The organism is Variovorax sp. KBS0712, assembly GCF_006323185.2.
In the GTDB taxonomy this organism is placed as follows: Bacteria; Pseudomonadota; Gammaproteobacteria; order Burkholderiales; family Burkholderiaceae_C; genus Variovorax; species Variovorax boronicumulans.
Genome location: NZ_VCCD02000004.1, coordinates 500199 through 521091 on the forward strand (window position 1 = coordinate 500199; position 20893 = coordinate 521091).

A 20893-nucleotide genomic window follows, 5' to 3' on the forward strand; every position below is an offset into this window, starting at 1 on the left:
GCGCGCGTGTCGTTTCGCACAGACTTTAGGAGGCGGGCCCCCGGCCCGCTTGCGCCAACTAGCTGGGGCGCACGCGCCGTTGTGCGGCGGGGGCGGCGTCCAGGCTGCTGCCCGTGACCACCCAGTAGATGAAGATCAGCACCGCGCCGGCCGTGCCGAACACCGTGAGGCCCATGTAGCTGCCGCCCAGCGAGAGCGCGTCGACCGGGGCGGCCGCCGTGCAGATCATGCTGGCCGCGCTCATGCCCACGTAGTGCATGGTGCACACCGCCACGCCCATCACGGCGGCGGCGGCCACCTGGTGGCTCAGCTTGCGCAGGTTGAAGGCCAGCCACAGCGCCGCGGCGGCGGCCGTGATGGCGATGACCACCGACAGCGCGACCATGCTGAAGTCGAAGCTCATCGTGGCCCGCATGTTCATCGCGAACATGCCCATGTAGTGCATCACGCACACGCCCAGGCCCGCCAGCAGGCTGCCCGCCAGCCAGCCCGAGCGGCTGAACTTGGCGCGCCCGCCCGCCAGGTACAGCGCAATGCCCGAGATCAGGATGGCCGCCACCAGCGACACGATGGTCAGCGGCATGTTGTAGGCGATGCCGAAGGGCAGCCGGTAAGCCAGCATGCCGATGAAGTGCATCGACCAGATGCCGATGCCCCCCAGCGCCACCGCGGCGCAGGCCACGATGGCCAGGTTGGGTTTGCCGTCGGCACCGACCATGCGCCCGGCGCAGATCAGGGCCACCAGCGAGCCGAAGAAGGAAATGACGAACGAAAGCGCGACCAGCCCCAGGGAGTATTCGGGCGATAGCACTTGGCCTACGACGAGTGGAGTCATGCGATGTCCCTTCGGAAAGAGCGCTTCGCAGACCCCGACTGCCCTATGCGATCGGAACGCTGCGACGCGTCCCGACCAGTTTGTAATATGTGTTTATAAAAGTAAACAGAAACTTGTACTAATTGTTACCCTGAATGACAGGCCGAATTCGATAGATCGAATTGTTCCTGTCGGCCGCCACGTAGACCGTGCCGTCGCGGCCCACGGCCACGCCCGTCACCACGTAGGGCGGGGGCAGGCCGGGCCCGGCGGCCAGGCCGATGGGCAGGTTCTCGGCGACGGTGCGGCGGGTGCCGGTGGCCGGGTCGATCTCGACCAGCCGGCGTGCCGCGCTCTCGGCCACGATGAAACTGCCCCACGGCGTCTGGGCCAGGCCCTCGGGCAGCGCCAGCCCGTCGGCCACGGTGCGCAGCGGCGCGCTGGCGTCCAGCGGAATGCGCAGCAGCTTGCCGGCGGCCTCGGTCACGTAGAGCGCGCCGTCCTGGCCGACCACCAGTTGCACCGGGCCGTTCAGTCCGCTAGCCAGCACTGACTTCTCCGCAAACTTCGGCCCGCTGGCGCGGGTGATGCTGCCGGTGGCGAGCTCGGCGTAGATCACGCTGCCGTCGGGCATCGGCAGCGCGTCGAACGGCGCTTTCAGGCCGTGGATCGTTTCGACCGTCTTCAGGGTCTGTCGGTCGACCAGTTGCACCGAGCCCGTGAACCACGAGGTCAGCGCGAAGAGCTTGGGCGACAGCCCGACCGCGAAGGGGTAGTCGAGCTCGGGGTCGCGCTGCATGCGGAACACGTCGCGCACCTCGCCGGTGCGCACGTCGACCTGCCGGAAGCCGAAGACGTCGGCCACCCACAGGTCGTTGCCGTCGATCTTCAGGCCCGCGGGCACCGCCACCTTGCCGCTGGTGAGCGTGCGCAGCGCGCCGGTGGCGGGGTTGAAGGCCTGCACCTCGTTGTTGGCCATGTTCGAGACGTAGATCGTCCCGTCGGGCGCGATGGCGAGGTTGTCGAGCGACGGGCGCAGTTGCTTGGCCACGGTCTTCTTGCCGCTCGCAAGATCGACCTTCACCAACTCGCCGCTGCGCGCATCGACCACCCAGAGGTTGCCCTTGCCGTCGAGGTTGGCGGCGGCGGGGATCTTGAAGCCGTCGGCGATCACGGTCAGGTTGCCGTTCGCCGGGTCGATCTTCACGACCTGGCCCTTGAACCACAGCGGGCCGTAGAGCAGGCCGTCGGGCCCGACCTCGAAGCCGTTGAAGCCGCCCATGTCCTTCTTGATGAGCCGGGGCGGCTGCTTGCCCTCGCGGTCGATCTCCCACAGCGCATCGCCCAGGAACACCTGCGAGGCGTAGAGCTTGCCGTTCTTGCGATCGAAATCGAGCGAGTTCAGGCCGGGCAGGTCCTTGGCGAGCACGCGCAGCGGCGCGCTGTCGTTCTCGCGGTAGCGCAGCATGCCCATGAGGTAGTTGGTCCAGGCCAGCTCGCCCTTCGGGCCGACCGCGATGTCGTCGGCCTGGCCTTCGGGCGCATCGATCAGCACCTTGGCGGCGCCGGTCTGGCGGTCGACCTCCCACAGCGTGTTGCCGAGCACGGAGCCCGCGAGCAGCCGGCCCTTCGCATCGATGGCCAGGCCGTGCACGCCCGCGAAGGACGACGGGGCCACGAGCACCTCGGGCGCCGCCCACGCGGCGGGGCGCTTGGGCGGTGGCGACAGCGAGCTGCAGGCGGCGAGCAGGGCGAGGGCGGCGGTCAGCGCGGCAGCGCGGATCGAGCGACGGGGCATGGCGATCTCCTCTGGGTTGGCGTTGTGACAGATGCGGCAGTGCGCCGCAGTCTAGGAGCCGGAAGAGGCCGCGCAGTCGCTCGCGGGACAAGAAGCGGACTTTCGTCCGCTGCGGATAACCCGCAGCTTCAGGTGCGCAGCAGCTGCGTCACCGTGTGGATCAGCAGCCCCACCAGCCCGCCCACCAGCGTGCCGTTGATGCGGATGAACTGCAGGTCGCGCCCGATGTGGCGCTCGAGCTCGTCGGTCATCTCGTGCGCGTTCCACTCGCCCACGCGCTCCTCGATGTAGCGGCGGATGTCCTCGCGGTAGCGCTCGATGGCCGCCGGCGCGGCGGCCTCGAGCTGCTCGTTGATCCAGGCGCGGATCGCCGCGTCGTTCTGCAGCCGCTGGCCCAGCGCGCCGGCCATGGTGGCGATGCGCTGGCGGATGGTCGAGTCGGGGCGCCCGAGGTCGTCGTGCAGCCAGCCCAGCAGCTCGCCCCACAGGCCGTGCAGGTAGTCGCCCAGCGCGGGGTGCGCAATGAGCTCGGCGCGGATCTGCTCGCCGCGCTGCTGGAACTCGGGGTCGAGCTTCAGGCGCACCACGAAGTCGTCCACGAAATGGTCGAAGCGCCGGCGCATCGGGTGGTCGGGCTCGGCCGCCAGCTCGGCCAGCGTGCGCGCGATGGCGGCCACGATCTTGCGCGTGGCGAGCTTGGCCGCCACCTGGTCCAGGCCCACGTAGCGCAGCGTCTTGATCTCGCGCGCGATGGCCTCGGTGATGTGCGCCTGCACCTCGTCGCCGTCGAGCAGCTCGGCCACCTGCTGCAGCACGTCGTCGAGCAGCGCCTGGTGGCGCCCGCCGGCCGTGAGCGCGTCCAGCGCCTGGCCGGTGAGGCGCGAGAGGTCGATCTTGGCCAGGCCGGTCGCGGCGGCGCGGCCCATGAAGTCGCGCACCCGTTCGTCGTCGAAGGCGGTCAGGCCGTAGCGCGTGGCGGCCACGCCCCATTCGCCGAGCCGCTCGCCGCTGGCGGGCCGGGCCAGCCACTCGGCGATGCGCCCTGCCGCGTCGAACTGGCGCAGCTTGGCCAGCACCTGGGCGGTGCTCAGGAAGTTGTCGCAGATGAAGCCCGCGAGCTTGGCGCCGATGCGGTCCTTGTTGCTCGGGATGATCGCCGTGTGCGGGATCGGCAGGCCCAGCGGGTGGCGGAACAGCGCCACCACCGCGAACCAGTCGGCAATGGCGCCGACCATCGCGGCCTCGGCAAAGGCCGCCACGTAGCCCCAGGCCGGGTGCTGGCCGTGCAGCGCGCTGGCCAGCGCATACAGCGCCGCCGCCGCGCACAGCAGGCCGAGCGCGACGCGTTTCATGCGTTGCAGTGCGCCGCTGCCGTGGTCTTCAGCCAATGGTGTGCGAGGTCGCGAGGCGCTCCATGAACAGCTCGCAGCGCGCGAGCTGCTCAAGACTCACGAACTCGTCGGGCTGGTGCGCCTGCTCGATGCTGCCGGGGCCGCACACCACGGTGGGGATGCCGGCGTTCTTGAACAGGCCCGCTTCGGTGCCGAAGGCCACCAGCGTGGTGCGGTCTTCGCTGGCCAGGCGCTGCGCGAGCAGCGTGACCGGATCGCCGGCCGCGCCCAGGAAGCTCGGAATCTCGCAGATCGTTTCGAACTTGAAGCCGGCGTCGGGCGCCACCTTCTTCATGGCGGGCTCGATGCTCGCGGCGTACGCCAGCACGTCGGACTGCATGCGCTTGGCGTCGGCCGTGGGCAGGTCGCGGAATTCGTAGCGGAACTCGGCGTCGCGCGGCACCACGTTGTCGGCGATGCCGCCGTGGAACTGGCCCACGCTGGCGGTGCTGAAGGGCACGTCGAAGCCGTCGTAGCGCGGCTCGCTGCGCTCGAAATCTTCGGCCATGTCGCGCACCTTGCCGATCACGCGCGCGGCCATCTCGATGGCGTTGACCGACTTCGGCGTGAGCGACGAATGCGCCTCCTTGCCGCGCACGCAGCACTTGTAGCGGTACACGCCCTTGTGGGCGATGGCCGGCACCATGCTGGTGGGCTCGCCCACGATGCAGGCCAGCGGCTTGATGCCGGCGTCGCGCATGTCGGCGATGAGTTCGCGCACGCCGAAGCAGCCGATCTCTTCTTCATACGTGAAGGCGAAGTGCACGGCGAAGGGCGCGTCGCCCTCGAGGAAGCGCTGGGCATTGGCCAGCGCGATCGCGATGTAGCTCTTCATGTCGGCCGAGCCGCGCCCGTACAGGCGCTCGTTCTGCACCACGGCCGACAGCGGGTCCACGCTCCAGGCCTGGCCGTCCCAGGGCACCGTGTCGGTGTGGCCCGAGAGGATCACGCCGGCCGGCTTGCCCTCGCCCAGCGTGGCGAACAGGTTCGCCTTGGTGCGCTCGGCGTTGTAGGTGATGCGGCTCTTCACGCCGAGGGCCGCGAGGTGCGCCTGGGCGAAGTCGATCAGCTCGAGGTTGCTGTTTGCGCTCACTGTGTTCATGCGAACCAAGGTTTGCGCCATCAAGAGGCTCTGGGGAGAAAGCGTGTGCTGCATGCAACAGATTGTCCGGGAAGTTGAACGCCCGCGCAGATGGGTATCGGCGTTGTCACGCGCAGCGGGTAGCCTGCCTCCTCTTTTTTCTTTGTTTGGATGGAGAAGACAACATGCGCATGTCCCTGCAGATCACCCTGACCGCCGCGGCCGCCCTGAGCCTGGCCGCCTGTGGCACCACCGGCCCGGCGGCGAACAAGCTGCTCACGCTGGACGGCAACCCGCCGCTGGTCATCGCCCACCGCGGCGCCTCGGGCTACCTGCCGGAACAGACGCTGGAGTCGTACGCGCGCGCCATCGAGCTGGGCGCCGACGTCATCGAGATGGACCTGGTCTCCACCAAGGACGGCGTGCTCATCGCCCGCCACGACCCCAACCTGGCGATCAGCACCGACGTGGCCAAGCACGCCCGCTTCGCCTCGCGCAAGAAGACCATCCAGGTCGACGGCGAAACCCAGACCGGCTGGTTCAGCAACGACTTCACGCTGGCCGAGATCAAGACCCTGGGCGGCATCTCGACCGACGCGGAGCGCCCGCAGGAATTCAACGGCAAGTTCAAGGTCGTGACCTTCCAGGAGATCATCGATTTCGCCAAGGCCAAGACGAAGGAAACCGGCCGCACCATCGCGATCTACCCGGAAACCAAGAACCCGACCTACTTCCGCGACCTGGGCATGCCCATGGAAGACAAGGTCATCGCCGCCATCAACGCCGCCGGCTGGAACAGCAAGACCGCGCCCATCTACGTGCAGTCGTTCGAGCCCGGCAGCCTCAAGTACATGAAGAGCAAGGGCCTGAACACCCGGCTCATCCAACTGATCGACGGCGACGGCATCGACATGAAGACCGGCGCCATGACCTACGCCGTGCCGGTCGACCGCCCCTACGAGTGGACCAAGGCCGGCGACAAGCGCAACTTCGACGTCATGGTCACGCCCGCCGGGCTGGCCGAGATCAAGACCTACGCCGACGGCATCGGCCCCTGGAAGCGCTACATCGTGAGCGTCAAGGGCACCGTGGGCGCCGACGGCAAGGTGGTGGACGTCAACAAGGACGGCAAGATCAACGACGCCGACGCCACCTCGATGGCCCCCACCACGCTGATCGCCGACGCCCACAAGGCGGGCCTGTTCGTGCACCCCTTCACGTTCCGTAACGAGTCGCGCCGGCTCGCGTCCGACTACAACAAGGACGGCAAGAACGAATACGCGGTCTATTACAAGCTCGGCGTCGATGGCGTGTTCACCGACTTCACCGACACCGCGCTGGCCGCGCGCGCCGAGTACCTCAAGAGCATCGGCCGCTGAGGGTTTGCCCGGCACGGTCTTTGCGGCGCTGGGCGCAAAGCCTAGACTGTGTCTTATGAAACTCATCGACTCGCTCGTCACGCAGGCGGCCGGCATCGCGGCCGTCCGGCGTGACCTTCATGCCCACCCTGAACTCTGTTTCGAAGAAGTCCGCACCGCCGATGTGGTGGCAGGCAAGCTCACCGAATGGGGCATTCCCATCCACCGCGGCCTGGGCACCACCGGCGTGGTCGGCATCGTCAAGAACGGCACCAGCACCCGCGCCGTCGGCCTGCGCGCCGACATGGACGCACTGCCCGTCACCGAGCTCAACACCTTCGCCCACGCCAGCCAGCACCACGGCAAGATGCACGCCTGCGGCCACGACGGCCACACGGCGATGCTGCTCGCGGCGGCGCAACACCTGGCGAAAAACCGCAACTTCGACGGCACCGTCTACCTGATCTTCCAGCCGGCCGAAGAGGGCGGCGGCGGCGCGCGCGAGATGATCAAGGAAGGGCTCTTCGAGCAGTTCCCCATGGACGCCGTCTTCGGCATGCACAACTGGCCCGGCATGAAGGCCGGCCAGTTCGCCGTGAGCCCCGGCCCGGTGATGGCCTCGGGCAACAAGTTCCATGTGAACGTGGTCGGCAAGGGCGGCCACGCCGCGCTGCCGCAGACCGGCATCGACCCGGTGCCGATCGCCTGCGAGATCGTGCAGGCCTTCCAGACCATCCTCACGCGCAAGATGAAGCCGACCGACTCGGCGGTGATCTCGGTCACCACCATCCACGCCGGCGAGACCAACAACGTGATCCCCGACAACTGCGAGCTGTCGGGCACCGTGCGCACCTTCTCGCTCGAGGTGCTCGACATGATCGAGGCCAAGATGAAGCAGATCAGCGAGCACATCTGCGCCGCGCACGACGCCACCTGCGAGTTCCGCTTCGAGCGCTACTACCCGCCGACCATCAACACCGAGGCCGAGGCCGACTTCGCGCGCCGCGTGATGGGCGGGATCGTCGGCCCCGAGAACGTGCTCAAGCAGGAGGCCGCCATGACCTCGGAAGACTTCGCCTTCATGCTGCAGGCCAAGCCCGGCGCCTACGCCTTCATCGGCAACGGCGACGGCTCGCACCGCGATGTGCACCACGGCGAAGGCCCGTGCACGCTGCATAACGCCAGCTACGACTTCAACGACGACCTCATTCCGCTGGGCGCCACCTGCTGGGTGCAGATCGCCGAGCAGTTCCTGAAGCCCGGCACCGGCGGCGCAGCGGCATGATCGGCATCGGCGAGGCCTTTTCGCCGCGCTACGCCCAGGCGCGCCAGAAGTTCCTGCAGGGCTGCGTCAGCGCCGGCCTCACGGTCGAGCCGCATGCGCACCCGCTCAAGGGCCGTGACGGCGAAGAGCTGTCGATGGACGTGGCGCTCGACGGCGATGCCAACGCCGAGCGGCTGCTGGTCGTCACCAGCGCCTGCCACGGCGTCGAAGGCCACTGCGGCAGCGGCGTGCAGGTGTTCGCGCTGCACGACGCCGAATGGCGCGAGAAGGCCAAGGCGCAGGGCGTGGCCGTGCTGTACGTGCATGCGCTGAACCCGCACGGCTTTTCGTACGGCCGCCGCGTGACGCACGAGAACGTCGACCTGAACCGCAACTTCCTCGACTTCTCGAAGCCCGTGCCGGTGAACGAGCCTTACGCCAAGCTGCATCCGCTGCTGCTGCCCGACACCTGGCCGCCGACGCCGGACAACCAGGCCGCGATCGAGAAGTGGATCGAGAAGCACGGCGCTACGGCCTACCAGGCGGCAGTGACGAGTGGCCAGTACCAGTTCGACGACGGCCTGTTCTTCGGCGGCAAGGCGCCCACCTGGAGCAACAAGACCATCCGCAGCGTGCTGCGCCGCCATGCAGGCCATGCGAAGCGCCTGGCCTGGATCGACCTGCACACGGGCCTCGGCCCCAACGGCCTGGGCGAGCGCATCTTTGCCTGCCGCGACGACAAAGTCGCCTATGCCCGCGCCAACGCCTGGTGGGGCACGCCGGCGGCGCCCGTCACCTCGATCTACGACGGTTCCTCGACCTCGGCGCTGCTGCGCGGCCTGATGTGGGACGCCGTGTACGAAGAGTGCCCGCAGGCCGAGTACACCGGCATCGCGCTCGAATACGGCACGCTGCCGATGCTCGAGGTAACCGGCGCCCTGCGCGCCGACCACTGGCTGCACAAGCACCCGGACGCGCCCGCCGACCTGGCCGACGGCATCCGCGCGCGCATGGTGGAGGCGTTCTATACGGACAGCGACGCCTGGCGTGGCCAGATCGTGAGCCAGGCGCGGCAGGCGATGTTCCAGGCGGTGGACGGCCTCTCCACCTGACCGCTTCCCAGCGCTGCATCCCGTGCCCAGGACACTGGGTGCTTCCCGCAGCGAAATTAAGGGGGAGGCCGCAGGCCGGAGGACATTCGCGGAGGGAAGTACCCGGTGGCCTGGGCACGCGCCCTGAACAAGAGCGCGAAAACAGGGCCTACGTCCGCACCCGCCCATCCCCCGTCAGCATCGACAGCTCGACAAACTTCGAAGCCACATGGCTCTTCGAAGAGAACGACACCTCGAAGCCGCCGAACTGCTGCCGCTCGATGCTTTCCAGCCCCGCGATCAGTCCGTCGCGCGTGCCCTTGCCGCCCGGTGCGCGGCGCAGGCCCTCGGTCAGCACCTTGGCGGCCAGGTAGCCTTCCATGCTCGAGAAATTGGCGCTCGCGCCGCCGCCCGCCTTGCGCACCGCCTCGGTGAACTCGCGGGCCAGCGCATTCGCCTGGTTGTAGGGCGAGGGCACCACCTGCGTGACCATCACGCCCGCCGCCTCCTTGCCCAGCTCGTCCGCCAGCGCCTGCGTGCCCACGAACGAGAGGTTGAAGAACACGCCGCCGTAGCCCGCTTTGCGCATCTCGCGGATGAACGCCGCGCAGGCCTTGTAGGCACCGACCTGGACCACCGCCGCCGGCTGGCTCGCCATGATCGTCTTCACGGCGGCGGCCACGTCGGCCGAGTTGCGCTCCACCGTGGCCAGCGCCACGGGCTTGAGTTCCTGCTGGGCCAGCGCCAGCGTCACGCCGTCCAGGCCGGCCTTGCCGTAGGCGTCATTCTGGTAGAAGACCGCGATCTTCTTCATGCCCAGGTGGGTGAGCTGTTTCACCATCAATGCCGTCTCGTCGTTGTACGAAGCGCGCAGATGGAACACGTTGCGGTGAAAAGGCTCGCGCAGCGACATCGCGCCCGTGAACGGCGCGATGAACGGCACCTTGTCCTTCACCGCCAGCGGCAGCGCGGCCAGGCTGGTCGGCGTGCCGATGTAGCCGAACAGCGCGAACACGTCCTCGCCGATCAGCTTCTGCGTGTTGGCCGCGCAGCGGTCGGGCTCGTAGCCGTCGTCCAGGTTCTTGATGACCACGTCGCGCTGGCCCGGCTGGGCGTTGTACTGGTCCAGGAACAGCTTGGCGCCCTGGTGGAACTGGATGCCCAGCTGCGCCGCCGGCCCCGTGAATGGCGCCGACTGGCCCAGCACCAGCGGCGTGTCGCCCTGCGCCCGGGCGATGCCGAAGCCGCCCAGCGTGGCGGCGGCCGCCGTGGCGATCGAAAAATGCCTGCGATTCAATTGCATCGTCATGGTGAAATCCTCCCTCTGCCCTGTGTGTTGATACTCAAATTAGACTTGTCCGATGGCCCACGCAACGGATTCCCTCCTCGACACGCCCGACGCCTCCGCACCCTCCACGGTGCTGGGCGCCTGCCCGCACGATTGCCCCGACACCTGTGCGCTCGTCACCACCGTCAAGGACGGCGTGGCGGTGAAGCTGCAAGGCAACCCCGCCCACTCGCACACTGGCGGCGTGCTGTGCACCAAGGTGTCCCGGTACATCGAACGCAATGACCATGCCGAGCGGCTCGTGCAGCCCCTGAAACGCGTCGGTCCCAAGGGCAGCGGCCGCTTCGAGCCCGTCTCGTGGGAGACGGCATTGGACGACATCGCCGCGCATCTTCGGGGATTGCAGTCGGAACCGGAAGCAATTCTCCCCTACAGCTATGCGGGCACCATGGGCCTGGTGCAGGGCGAGTCGATGGACCGGCGCTTCTTCCACAAGCTGGGCGCCTCGCTGCTGGACCGCACCATCTGCTCGATGGCGGGCGGCGAAGCCATGGTCTACACGCTGGGCGCCAAGGTCGGCATGCGCATCGAGTTCTTTGCCGAGGCCAAGCTGATCCTCATCTGGGGCAGCAACTCCATCGCCAGCAACCTGCACTTCTGGCGCCACGCCCAGGCCGCCAAGCGCGCCGGCGCACGGCTGGTATGCATCGACCCGCGCAAGACCGAAACCGCCGACAAGTGCGACGAGCACATCGCGCTGCTGCCCGGCACCGACGCCGCGCTGGCCTTGGCGCTCATGCACGAACTCATCGTGCACGACTGGCTCGACCACGACTACATCGCCAACCACACGCTGGGCTGGGAGCAGCTGCGCGAGCGCGCGCTGCAATGGCCGCCGTCGCGCGCGGCCGAGGTCTGCGGCATTCCCGAGGCGCAGATCGTGGCGCTGGCCCAGGCCTACGGCACGACCAAGCCCGCCGCGATCCGCTTGAACTACGGCATGCAGCGCGTGCGCGGCGGCGGCAACGCGGCGCGCGCCATCGCGTGCCTGCCGGCGCTGGTCGGCGCCTGGCGCGACCGCGCGGGCGGCCTGCTGCTCAGCAGCTCGGGCCACTACCCGGTCGACCGCGCCGCGCTGCAGCGCTCCGACCTGCTGGCCGGGCGCAAGCCGCGCACGATCAACATGAGCACCATCGGCGATGCGCTGCTCGACACCACCAAGCCCGTGAAGGCCCTCGTGGTCTACAACAGCAACCCGGTGGCGGTGGCGCCCGAGTCGGCCAAGGTGGTGGCGGGCTTCGCGCGCGAAGACCTGTTCACCGTGGTCCTCGAGCAGTTCCGCACCGACACCGCCGACTACGCCGATTACCTGCTGCCCGCCACCACGCAGCTCGAGCACTGGGACATCCACTGCAGCTACGGCCACACCGACGTGCTGCTGAACCGCCCGGCCGTGGCGCCGCGCGGCGAGGCCCGCAGCAACGCCTGGGTGTTCCGCGAACTGGCGCGCCGCCTGGGCTTCGACGAGCCCTGCTTTTCGGAGAGCGACGAGTCGCTGTGCCGCACCGCCTTCGCCGAGAAGGCGATCGACTTCGACCAGCTGCGCGCCCAAGGCTTCACCAGCCTGAAGCTGGCCGAGGCGCCGTTCGCCGAAGGCACGTTCCCCACGCCCTCGGGCCGCTGCGAATTCTTCAGCGAGCGCCTGCAGGCCATGGGCATGGACGGCCTGCCCGACCACGTGCCCAACTGGGAGCCGGCCGGCAGCTCGACCGAGTTCCCGCTGGCCATGATCTCGCCGCCGGCGCGCAACTTCCTCAATTCGACCTTCGTCAACGTGACCAGCCTGCGCGCCATCGAGGTCGAGCCGCTGCTCGAGATCCACGCTGACGACGCCGCCGCGCGCGGCATCGAGGACGGCGCCACGGTGCGCGTGTTCAACCAGCGCGGTGAGCACCGCTGCCGCGCCGAGGTGTCGCGCCGCGCGCGCCAGGGCGTGGTGCACGGCATGGGCATCTGGTGGCGCAAGCTGGGCATGGATGGCACCAACGTCAACGAGCTGACCAGCCAGCGCCTGACCGACATCGGCCGCGGTCCGACCTTCTACGACTGCCTGGTGCAGGTCGAAAAGGCGTGATGCGACGGCTGCGCGCGCCCGCGCTGGCATTGGCCGGCGCGCTTTTCCTGACGGGCTGCGCCGACCTCGGCTACTACTGGCAATCGGCCAACGGCCACCTCGACATCCTGCGCGCGGCCAAGCCCGTGCCCGAATGGCTGGCCGACCCGGCCGTGGGCGCGCCGCTCAAGGCCAAGCTTGAGCTCGCGCAGCGCATCCGCCGTTTCGCGTCGAGCGAACTCGGCCTGCCCGACAACGCCAGCTACACCTCGTACGCCGACCTGCACCGCGCCGCCGCCGTGTGGAACGTGGTGGCCGCGCCGCCGTACTCGCTCACGCTCAAGAGCTGGTGCTTCCCGGTCGCGGGCTGCGTGGGGTATCGCGGTTACTACGACGAGGCCGCCGCGAAAACCGAGGCCGAGGCGCAGAAGACGAACGGCCTCGAAGTGGCCGTGTACCCCGTGCCGGCCTACTCCACGCTGGGCTGGATGAACTGGGCCGGCGGCGATCCGCTGCTGTCCACCTTCATCGGCTACCCCGAGGGCGAGCTGGCGCGCATCGTGTTCCACGAGCTGGCGCACCAGGTGCTCTATGTGCCGGGCGACACGGTGTTCAACGAGTCGTACGCCACGGCCGTCGAGCGCATCGGCGGCGCGATGTGGCTGCAGCGCGAAGCCGGTGAGGCGGCGCGCGCCGAATACGCGCAGTTCAATGCACAGCGACAGGACTTCCGTGCGCTCGCGCTCAACACGCGCCGCGCGCTCACGCAGGTGTACGAATCGCCCGAAGCCAAGGCGAAAGACTGGACAAAGGTCGAAGCGCAGAAGCAGGCCGCCATGGCCGACTTTCGCGAGCGCTACACCGCGCTGAAGGCGGCGTGGACCGGTCCGCGCCAGAACGCCTACGACGGCTGGGTGGCGCGCGCCAACAACGCGGCCTTCGGTGCGCAGGGCGCCTACGACGACCTGGTGCCGGGCTTCGAAGCGCTGTTCGAACGCGAGGGCCGCGACTGGCCGCGCTTCTACACTGCGGTGCGGCGCATTGCCGCGCTGTCCACGACGGAGGAGCGCCGCAGCGCCCTGCAGGCCGCCACGGGTATCCTGCACACCCATGCGCGCCACGGCCGCACACACGACAACAACGGAGACGACGGTGCCTGACATCCAAATCGAACGCAACCACACGCTGGGCATTGCCGGCGCCCGCGAAGTCGCGCGCCAATGGGTGCATCAGGTCGAGCAGGACTACGGTCTGGAATGCACCTACACCGAGGGCACCGACTGCGACCGGGCCCAGTTCAGCCGTGCGGGCATCGACGGCACGGTGGAGGTCACGGCCGACACCTTCCGGCTCGAGGCGACACTGGGTTTCCTGTTCAGCAGCTTCAGCGACCAGATCGAGCAGAAGATCTCGCGCAACCTCGACGCGCTGCTCGACGCGCCGCAGGGCGGCACCCGCTTCGCCTGAGGCGGAGACTCTTCTTCAGGCGATGGTGTAGCCGCCATCGACCGGCAGCGCCACGCCGCTGACCATCGCCGCGCCGTCGGACAGCAGGAACAAGATCGGCGCGACCACTTCCTCGACCTGCGCGAAACGTCCCAACGGAATGTTCTTGAGCGCTGCCGCGCTCTTGGCCGGATCGGACCACGCCTGCTCGGCCATCGGCGTGAGCGTGACGGTCGGGTTCACGCTGTTCACGCGGATACCGTGCGGCCCGAATTCGAGGCACAGCGCACGCGTGATGGCGTCCATCGCCGCCTTCGAGGCGCTGTAGCAAAGGTGGGCGTCGAGCGCGACCAGCGAGGCCTGGCTCGACACGTTGACGATGCTGCCGCGCATGCCGGCCGCGATCATGGCCCGGCCGCAGCGCGCGGCCACGAGCGCCGCGGCGCGTGCGTTGACGGCCATCACGGCGTCGAAGCTCCTGGCCTGCAGGTCGATGGCGCGCTCGATGCGTGTGGTGCCGGCGCAGTTCACTACGAGGTCGAACGCGGGCAGCGGGGCGAGCGCCTTTTCCAGTGCGGCGACGTCGGCCACGTCGAGTGCCAAGGGCGAGCAGCCGGACTCGGCCTGTAATGCTTCCAGCGCGTCGGCGTTGCGACCTACGGCTGTGACTTGTGCGCCTGAGTGGGCGAGCTGCGCTGCGACTGCGCGGCCGATGCCGCTGCTGGCGCCGGTCACGAGGGCGCGCTTGCCTGAAAAGTCGAAGGTAGGTGTCATGGTGTTCTGCTCATCAAAGGTTGTGGTTCAGGGCGCGTGCACAGGCCACCGGGTACTTCCCTCCGCGAATGTCCCCCGGCCTGCGGCCTCCTCCTTGATTTCGCTGCGGGAAGCACCCAGTGTCCTGCGCACGGGAAGCGGCGCTGGTGTGCAGCCGATCAACGACCGCACTGCCCACGCTCACGTCGATGCGGTGCCTTGCGCAGCGAAATCAAGGAGGAGGGCGAAGCCCGGGGGACATTCGCGGAGCAAGGTACCGCGTCGGCGGGAGCGTCGCCCTGAACAGCGCATGCGTCATCCCAACCGATGCATCGCATCACGCAGCGCCGGGTACAGCGAGGTGTAGATCTCGAAGCGCTCCCGGTAGACCGCCTGCGCCGCAGGCTCGGGCCGCGCGCGTTCCACCAGCGTGACCCATCCACGCTCGGCGGTGGCCGCGTCGACCAGCCTGGCCCCGAGCGCCGCCAGCATCGCCGCGCCGAGGGCGGCCTCGACCTCTTCCTCGATCGTGAACACGCGGTAGCCCGTGACGTCCGCCACGATCTGCATCCACAGGTCGGAATGCGCGGCGCCGCCGACCACGATCAGGCGGTCGTCCAGCGGCTGGCCGCTGCGCCGGCCGGCCTCGATGTTGTGCTGCAGCGCGAAGCTCACGCCTTCGAGCACGGCGCGGTACAGGTGGGCGCGGCTGTGCGCGAGCGAGAGGCCGAGGAAGGCGCCCTTGGCCTGCGCGTCCCAGATCGGGCTGCGCTCGCCCATCAGGTAGGGCAGGAAGACCAGGCCGTCGGCGCCGGGCGGCACGTCGACCGCGCGGCGTTCGATGAGGGCGTGCGCGTCTTCGCCGGTGCGCGCAGCCTCGGCTACTTCTGCCTGGCAGAAGGCCTCGCGGAACCAGGTGACGGCCGCGCCGGCCGTGATCGCGCCGCCGAACACGTAGCTGCGGTCCGCGCCGCGGTAGACGTGCGGCATCGTGATGAGCTGGTGGCGCGCGTCCACCGTCGGGCTCACGAAGCCCCAGCACATGCTGGTGCCGATCATCGCGACATGGTCGCCGCTGCCGGTGACGCCCGCACAGAAGGTGGCCACCGCCGCATCGACGCCGCCGGCCATCAGCGGCATGCCTTCGCGCAGGCCCAGCTGCGTGGCCCACTCGGCGCTCAGGTGGCCCACGACCTCGCTCGATTCGACGAGCCGCGGCGGCATCATGCGCGCCGGAATGCCGAGCATGTCGAGCGCCTGCGCCGACCAGCGCCGCCGCGCCGCGTCGTACACGCCGCCGATGTTGCCGGCCGAGCTGTGGTCGACCGCGAGCTGGCCGGTCAGCCGCCAGTTGATGTAGCTGTTGGGCGGCAGGAAGTGGTGCGTCTTTGCCCACACCTCGGGGCGGTGCTCGCGCAGCCACAGCATCTTGGTGAAGCCGTAGTAGCTGTCGACGCCGTTGCCCGTGATGGCCTGCAGCCGCGCCACGTCGACCGTGGCGTTCACCGCGTCGACCTCGGCGGTGGCGCGGCGGTCCATCCAGATGAGGCAGGGGTGCAGCGGGCGCATGGCCTCGTCGACCGGGATGCCCGCGCCGCCGTAGAGGCTGCTCACGCACAGCGCAGCGATGTCGGTGGCCGCGATGCCGCCTTGCGCCACGCAGGCGCGCACGCTCTCGCACACGGCGTCGAACCAGACCTCGCAGTCCTGCTGCGCCCACAGCGGCTTCGGCGTCTCGGGCTGGTAGGCCACGCTCGCCTGCGCGAGCACCTTGCCGTCGATGCCGACCAGCAGGCACTTGGTGCTTTGCGTGCCGATGTCGACGCCGATGACGTACGTCATGCCGCGCTGCCCGACGCCTGCGGTGCAGGCTTGAGCAGCACCTTGATCGAGTCGAGCGAGTTGGCCAGCGCGAAGGCGTGCTCCCATTCGGTCAGCGGAAAGTCGTGCGTCACGATGCCCTTCGAGGTGACGAGCCCGCGCGCCAGCAGGTCGATGGCGACCGGGTAGCAATACGGGCCCAGGTGCGCGCCGCGCACGTCGAGCTCCTTGCGGTCGCCGATGATCGACCAGTCGGCGCTGGTCTCCGAACCGAACACGCTGAACTCGACGAAGCGGCCGAGCTTGCGGATCATGTCCAGGCCCTGCGTCACGCCGATGGGCGCGCCGGTGGTCTCGATGTACACGTCGCAGCCGTAGCCTTCGGTGAGGCCCTTGACGATGGCGTCGGCGTTCTCGGTCTTCGGGTTGATGACGACGTCGGCGCCGTACTGCTTCGCAAGCGCGAGGCGCTCGGGCACGAGGTCGATCACGATGAGCTTCTTCGGTGTCTTGAGCGCTGCCACCTGCGTCATCATCAGGCCGAGCGGGCCGGCGCCCGCGATCACCACCACGTCGTCGAGCTGGAGCTCGCCGCGGTTCACGGTGTGGATCGCGCAGGCCAGTGGTTCGATGATGGCCGCGTCTTCCAGCGAGATGCCGTCGGGGATCTTGTGCACGCGCGAGGTCGGCGGCAGGCGCATGTAGTCGGCCATGCCGCCGTCGGCCACGATGCGCTGGAAGCCGAAGATGTTGTGGACCTCGCACATCCAGTACTTGCCCGAGGTGCAGAAGCGGCACTTGCCGCAGGGCACGATCTGCTCGGCGATCACGCGGTCGCCTTTCTCCACGCCGAAGTGCTCGGCCGCGCCTTCGCCCAGCGCCTCGACGTAGCCGAAGAACTCGTGGCCGGGAATGACTGGCGCCTTGACCCACGAGGGCTGGCCGTCGCCACCCCAGAACATCTTCGCGCCCGAGTGGCACTTGCAGTCGGACGCGCAGATGCCGCAGGCCGCGATGGAAATGAGCAGTTCGTTCGGGCCGATGGTCGGCATCGCGACGTTTTCGAGGCGGTAGTCCTTGGGGCCGTGGCAGACGACGGCCTGCATGGCGGCGAGTTCGCCGATGGCGCCCGAGGCGCCGGGCTGGAGCTTTTGATACGACATGGATTCCTTGAGTCGAGGGAGGTACGAAGAAGCGGGGAAGAGATCAGCGGCGGGCCTCGCGGCTGATGAAGATGGCGAGCAAGACGATGCCGCCCTTGATGATCAGTTGCAGATACGGCGACACGCCGATCATGTTGAGACCGTTGTTCAGCACCGCCAGCAGCAGCGCGCCGACCAGCGTGCCCACGATGGCGCCGCGGCCGCCCGCGATGGACGTTCCGCCCATCACCACCGCCGCGATGGCGTCGAGCTCGAAGCCCACGCCCACGCCGGGCTGGCCGCTGGTGACGCGCGCGGCCTGCACGATGCCCGCGATGGCGGCCGTGAGGCCGCTGAGCACATACACCAGCAGCTTGTAGCGCGACACGCGCACGCCCGACAGCCGCGTGGCTTCCTCGTTGCCGCCGATGGCGTACACGTAGCGGCCGAAGGGCGCCATGTTGAGCAGCACGTAGGCCACGAGGTAGGTGGCCAGCATGATGAGGATCGGCACCTTGAGGCCCGCGAGCGTGCCGCTGCCGAGGAAGGCGAACGACTCGGGCAGGCCGTCGATCGGGTAGCCGCCGGTGTAGATCAAGGCGATGCCGCGCGCGATGCCCATGGTGGCCAGCGTCACGATGATCGGCGGCATGCGCAGGTAGGCCACGCAGTAGCCGTTGAACAGGCCGATCACCGCGCCCACGCCGAGCCCGAGCGGCACGGCGAGCACGGGCGGCAGGCCGAAGTGCACCATCAGCCCCGAGGCCAGCGTGCCCGACAGCGCCACCACCGCGCCCACCGAGAGGTCGATGCCGCCCGTGAGGATCGCGGCCGTCATGCCCACCGCGATGATCGCGTTGATGGACGACTGCAGCGCGATGTTCTGCAGGTTGCTCACCGAGAGGAAGTTGTCGGTCGCCACGATCATGAAGACCGAAATGGCGACCAGGCCGACCAGCGGCAGGAAAGCCGTGGAGCGGCGCAGCTGCGTGAAGAACCCGCCCGCGGGTGCCGGCGGCGTGGGATGGGTGGCGGTGGCAGTCATGGGGGGCTCCCGGAGGAAGAGGGAAGGGAGGGAGAAGAAGACGTCGCGTGGCGCATGATTTCGCCCGCGTTGATCGCGTCGCCCGTGAGCGTGGCCACGATGGCGCCGCCCGAGAACACGGCGACGCGGTCGCACAGGCCGACGATCTCGGGCAGCTCGCTGGAGATCATCAGGATCGACTTGCCCTGGCGCGTGAGTTCGCGCATCAGCTGGTAGATCTCGGCCTTGGCGCCCACGTCGATGCCGCGCGTGGGCTCGTCGAAGATCAGCACCTCGCAGTCATGGCCGAGCCAGCGTGCGATCACCACCTTCTGCTGGTTGCCGCCCGACAGCGTGGCCACGCGGGTGTCGATGCCGGGCGCCTTCACGCCCACGCGGCGCGAGAGTTCATCGGCCGCGCGCTTCTCCGATGCCGTGTCGACCACGCCCGCGCGGCGGTGCCGACCGAGGTTGTTCAGCGAGATGTTGAAGCGGATCGTGAAGTCGGTGATCAGTCCTTCGACCTTGCGGCTTTCGGGCAGCAGGCCGATGCCGTTCGCGAGCGCCTGCGTCGGGTCGGCCAGGCGCACGCGCTGGCCGTTGCGCAGCACCGTCTTGCGGTGCGCGCGGTCGGCGCCCATCATGCCCAGCGCGAGTTCGGTGCGTCCCGAGCCCACCAGCCCCGCGAAGCCCAGGATCTCGCCCGCGTGCAGGTCGAAGCGGTTGACCGGGCCGTCCTTCACGAGCTGGATCTCGGGCACCTCGAGCACCTTGCGGCTGTTCGGTGCGGGCTGCGGCTTGGGCGGAAAGCTCTGTTCGATGCGCCGGCCCACCATCATCTCGACCAGCGCGTCCACGGTCGTGGCGGCCACGTCGGCATGCCCGGCGTTGGCGCCGTCGCGCAGCACGCTGATGCGGTCGCACACCTCGAAGATTTCATCGAGGTGGTGCGAGATGAAGATCATCGCCACGCCCTTGGCGCGCAGCGCGCGCATCACCTTGAACAGGTGCTCGGCCTCGTTGGGCGTGAGCGTGGCGGTGGGTTCATCGAGCACCAGCAGCCGCGCCTTCAGCGACAGCGCCTTGCCGATCTCGACGAACTGCTGCTGCGCCACCGAGAGCTGGCAGATCGGCACGCCGAGGTCGATCTGCACGCCCAGTTCGTCGAACACCGCGCGGGCTTCGCGCTGCATCGCGGCCTGGTCCATGAGGCCGAAGCGGTTCGAGAGGTAGCGGCCCAGGAAGATGTTCTCCACCGCGTTCAGGTACGGCACCAGGCTGAACTCCTGGAAGATGATGCCGATGCCGGCCGCGATGGCGTCGCCGTAGCCGGCGAAGTGGCACTCGGTGCCGTCGATGACGATGCGGCCCTCGTCGGCCCGGTGGATGCCGCCGAGGATCTTCATCAGCGTCGACTTGCCCGCGCCGTTCTCGCCGAGCAGCGCGTGCACCTCGCCGTGGCGCACCGAGAGGTCGATGTTCGACAGGGCCTTCACGCCCGGAAAGCGCTTGGACACGCCCTCCAGCCGCAGCATCTCCCGGGGTGGTTCGTACGTGACGGTCACGGGCGGCGCGTCCGGCAACTTACCAGCTGAAGGTCTTGGCGCCTTCGGCGTCGATGAGCTTCACGTCGACCGGCACGGCCGCGGGCACGTTGGCGCCCCACTTCTTGGCCAGCGCGATGCCGATGGCCAGGCGGATCTGGTCGCGCGGGTACTGCGCGGTGGTGGCGATGAACTTCGAGCCCGCCTTCTGCATCGCCTTGATGGCCTCGGGTGCGCCGTCCACGCTGGTGAGCTTCACGTCCTTGCCGCTGGCCTCGATGGCGGCGAGCGCGCCCATCGAGCCGCCGTCGTTCACGCTGAACACGCCCTTGAGGTTCTTGTTGGCCTGCAGGATGTTCTCGGTCACGGTGAGCGCGGTGGCGCGCTCCTGCTTGCCGTTCTGCGTGCTCACGACCTTGATGCCGGGGTGCTTGGCCAGCGCCTCGCGGCAGCCCTTCACGCGCTCCAGGATCGGCACGACCGGGATGCCGTCGAGGATGGCCACGTCGCCCTTCTCGCCGATGTTCTTCGCCAGGTACTCGCAGGCCAGGCGGCCGGCGTCGAGGTTCTTGGAGCCCACGAACGAATCGACCGGGCCCTGCGCGTTGGCATCGACCGCCACCACGATCACGCCGGCCTTCTTGGCCGAGCGCACCGCCGACTGCACGCCGGCCGAGTCGGTCGGGTTCAGCAGCAGGATGTCGATCTTCTTCTGGATCATGTCTTCCACGTCGCCGATCTGCTTGGCCACGTCGTGGCGCGCATCGGTGGTGACCACGGTGGCGCCGATGCTGGCGGCGGCTTCTTCCAGGGCCTGCTTCATCGTCACGAAGTAGGGGTTGTTCAGTTCCTGGAAGGTCATGCCGATGCGCAGCGGCTGCTTGGGCGCCTGTGCCAGTGCGGCGGTGGTGCCGCAGGCGAGGGCGGCGACGAGGGCGGTGGCTTTGAGAAGGCTCTTCATGGGG

The 20893-nt window shown here is 68.7% G+C and carries 17 protein-coding genes; 6 read left to right on the forward strand and 11 right to left on the reverse strand.

Annotation, left to right across the window (positions count from 1 at the left end):
* Nucleotides 1-58 precede the first annotated feature (58 nt).
* From FFI97_RS30540 to argE, 4 genes are all read right to left on the reverse strand, one after another.
* Nucleotides 59-835, reverse strand: coding sequence for an MHYT domain-containing protein (locus FFI97_RS30540; protein WP_062472795.1), 777 nt, complete (start codon nt 833-835; stop codon nt 59-61).
* A 118-nt stretch (nt 836-953) separates the two neighbouring features.
* Nucleotides 954-2612: a hypothetical protein gene (locus tag FFI97_RS30545; protein ID WP_139703941.1), complete on the reverse strand. Its 1659-nt coding sequence runs from the start codon at nt 2610-2612 to the stop codon at nt 954-956.
* A 128-nt stretch (nt 2613-2740) separates the two neighbouring features.
* Nucleotides 2741-3964: a DUF445 domain-containing protein gene (locus FFI97_RS30550; RefSeq protein ID WP_139703939.1), complete on the reverse strand. Its 1224-nt coding sequence runs from the start codon at nt 3962-3964 to the stop codon at nt 2741-2743.
* Between the two features lie 28 nt (nt 3965-3992).
* The gene (argE, locus tag FFI97_RS30555; RefSeq protein WP_095950723.1) at nt 3993-5159 is read right to left on the reverse strand and encodes an acetylornithine deacetylase; all 1167 of its coding nucleotides are present in this window, start codon (nt 5157-5159) and stop codon (nt 3993-3995) included.
* A gap of 110 nt (nt 5160-5269) precedes the next feature.
* Between argE and FFI97_RS30560 the strand changes: the two genes are divergently transcribed.
* The 3 genes from FFI97_RS30560 to FFI97_RS30570 are packed head-to-tail and all read left to right on the forward strand — an operon-like array spanning nt 5270 to nt 8818.
* The gene (locus FFI97_RS30560; protein ID WP_139703937.1) at nt 5270-6463 is read left to right on the forward strand and encodes a glycerophosphodiester phosphodiesterase; all 1194 of its coding nucleotides are present in this window, start codon (nt 5270-5272) and stop codon (nt 6461-6463) included.
* 55 nt (nt 6464-6518) lie between these two features.
* Entirely contained in the window at nt 6519-7727 is a 1209-nt protein-coding gene (locus FFI97_RS30565) for a M20 aminoacylase family protein (protein ID WP_139703934.1), read from the forward strand.
* The gene (locus tag FFI97_RS30570; protein WP_139703932.1) at nt 7724-8818 is read left to right on the forward strand and encodes a M14 family metallopeptidase; all 1095 of its coding nucleotides are present in this window, start codon (nt 7724-7726) and stop codon (nt 8816-8818) included. The genes FFI97_RS30565 and FFI97_RS30570 overlap by 4 nt, the downstream gene beginning before the upstream one ends.
* A 148-nt stretch (nt 8819-8966) precedes the next feature.
* Here the strand turns inward: FFI97_RS30570 and FFI97_RS30575 are convergent, their stop codons facing one another.
* Complete coding sequence (locus FFI97_RS30575) at nt 8967-10100, reverse strand: ABC transporter substrate-binding protein (protein WP_095950737.1); 1134 nt, start codon at nt 10098-10100, stop codon at nt 8967-8969.
* Nucleotides 10101-10158: 58 nt separating this feature from the next.
* Here FFI97_RS30575 and FFI97_RS30580 point away from each other — a divergent pair, with 58 nt between their 5' ends.
* From FFI97_RS30580 to FFI97_RS30590, 3 genes are read left to right on the forward strand one after another with little or no spacing between them, the layout of a single operon-like run.
* On the forward strand, nt 10159-12219 hold the full coding sequence (locus FFI97_RS30580) for a molybdopterin-dependent oxidoreductase (RefSeq protein WP_139704234.1): 2061 nt from the start codon (nt 10159-10161) through the stop codon (nt 12217-12219).
* Nucleotides 12219-13358 carry an aminopeptidase gene (locus FFI97_RS30585; RefSeq protein WP_139704236.1) on the forward strand — a complete coding sequence of 380 codons (1140 nt, stop codon included), beginning with the start codon at nt 12219-12221 and terminating at the stop codon, nt 13356-13358. Before FFI97_RS30580 ends, FFI97_RS30585 begins: the two co-directional genes overlap by 1 nt.
* Nucleotides 13351-13665, forward strand: a complete 315-nt coding sequence (locus FFI97_RS30590; protein WP_062476134.1) for a polyhydroxyalkanoic acid system family protein — start codon at nt 13351-13353, stop codon at nt 13663-13665. Before FFI97_RS30585 ends, FFI97_RS30590 begins: the two co-directional genes overlap by 8 nt.
* Nucleotides 13666-13680: 15 nt before the next feature.
* On the opposite strand, the gene FFI97_RS30595 is transcribed toward FFI97_RS30590, so the two are convergent.
* From FFI97_RS30595 to FFI97_RS30620, 6 genes are all read right to left on the reverse strand, one after another.
* Nucleotides 13681-14418, reverse strand: a complete 738-nt coding sequence (locus tag FFI97_RS30595) for an SDR family oxidoreductase (RefSeq protein WP_139704238.1) — start codon at nt 14416-14418, stop codon at nt 13681-13683.
* A gap of 294 nt (nt 14419-14712) precedes the next feature.
* Entirely contained in the window at nt 14713-16239 is a 1527-nt protein-coding gene (locus FFI97_RS30600; protein WP_139704240.1) for an FGGY-family carbohydrate kinase, read from the reverse strand.
* Complete coding sequence (locus tag FFI97_RS30605) at nt 16236-17381, reverse strand: alcohol dehydrogenase catalytic domain-containing protein (RefSeq protein WP_139704242.1); 1146 nt, start codon at nt 17379-17381, stop codon at nt 16236-16238. Before FFI97_RS30605 ends, FFI97_RS30600 begins: the two co-directional genes overlap by 4 nt.
* A 43-nt stretch (nt 17382-17424) precedes the next feature.
* On the reverse strand, nt 17425-18405 hold the full coding sequence (locus tag FFI97_RS30610) for an ABC transporter permease (RefSeq protein ID WP_139704243.1): 981 nt from the start codon (nt 18403-18405) through the stop codon (nt 17425-17427).
* The gene (locus FFI97_RS30615) at nt 18402-19919 is read right to left on the reverse strand and encodes a sugar ABC transporter ATP-binding protein (RefSeq protein WP_139704308.1); all 1518 of its coding nucleotides are present in this window, start codon (nt 19917-19919) and stop codon (nt 18402-18404) included. The genes FFI97_RS30610 and FFI97_RS30615 overlap by 4 nt, the downstream gene beginning before the upstream one ends.
* Before the next feature lie 49 nt (nt 19920-19968).
* On the reverse strand, nt 19969-20889 hold the full coding sequence (locus tag FFI97_RS30620) for an ABC transporter substrate-binding protein (RefSeq protein WP_139704245.1): 921 nt from the start codon (nt 20887-20889) through the stop codon (nt 19969-19971).
* Between the last annotated feature and the right edge of the window lie 4 nt (nt 20890-20893).

Coding starts and splice junctions, on each gene's coding strand:
- FFI97_RS30575 (WP_095950737.1), bottom strand. CDS start 10,100: ATGCAATTGAATCGCAGGCATTTTTCGATCGCCACGGCGGCCGCCGCC.
- FFI97_RS30595 (WP_139704238.1), bottom strand. CDS start 14,418: ATGACACCTACCTTCGACTTTTCAGGCAAGCGCGCCCTCGTGACCGGC.
- FFI97_RS30585 (WP_139704236.1), top strand. CDS start 12,219: ATGCGACGGCTGCGCGCGCCCGCGCTGGCATTGGCCGGCGCGCTTTTC.
- FFI97_RS30600 (WP_139704240.1), bottom strand. CDS start 16,239: ATGACGTACGTCATCGGCGTCGACATCGGCACGCAAAGCACCAAGTGC.
- FFI97_RS30545 (WP_139703941.1), bottom strand. CDS start 2,612: ATGCCCCGTCGCTCGATCCGCGCTGCCGCGCTGACCGCCGCCCTCGCC.
- argE (WP_095950723.1), bottom strand. CDS start 5,159: ATGCAGCACACGCTTTCTCCCCAGAGCCTCTTGATGGCGCAAACCTTG.
- FFI97_RS30615 (WP_139704308.1), bottom strand. CDS start 19,919: ATGCTGCGGCTGGAGGGCGTGTCCAAGCGCTTTCCGGGCGTGAAGGCC.
- FFI97_RS30570 (WP_139703932.1), top strand. CDS start 7,724: ATGATCGGCATCGGCGAGGCCTTTTCGCCGCGCTACGCCCAGGCGCGC.
- FFI97_RS30565 (WP_139703934.1), top strand. CDS start 6,519: ATGAAACTCATCGACTCGCTCGTCACGCAGGCGGCCGGCATCGCGGCC.
- FFI97_RS30620 (WP_139704245.1), bottom strand. CDS start 20,889: ATGAAGAGCCTTCTCAAAGCCACCGCCCTCGTCGCCGCCCTCGCCTGC.
- FFI97_RS30580 (WP_139704234.1), top strand. CDS start 10,159: ATGGCCCACGCAACGGATTCCCTCCTCGACACGCCCGACGCCTCCGCA.
- FFI97_RS30540 (WP_062472795.1), bottom strand. CDS start 835: ATGACTCCACTCGTCGTAGGCCAAGTGCTATCGCCCGAATACTCCCTG.
- FFI97_RS30550 (WP_139703939.1), bottom strand. CDS start 3,964: ATGAAACGCGTCGCGCTCGGCCTGCTGTGCGCGGCGGCGGCGCTGTAT.
- FFI97_RS30605 (WP_139704242.1), bottom strand. CDS start 17,381: ATGTCGTATCAAAAGCTCCAGCCCGGCGCCTCGGGCGCCATCGGCGAA.
- FFI97_RS30560 (WP_139703937.1), top strand. CDS start 5,270: ATGCGCATGTCCCTGCAGATCACCCTGACCGCCGCGGCCGCCCTGAGC.
- FFI97_RS30610 (WP_139704243.1), bottom strand. CDS start 18,405: ATGACTGCCACCGCCACCCATCCCACGCCGCCGGCACCCGCGGGCGGG.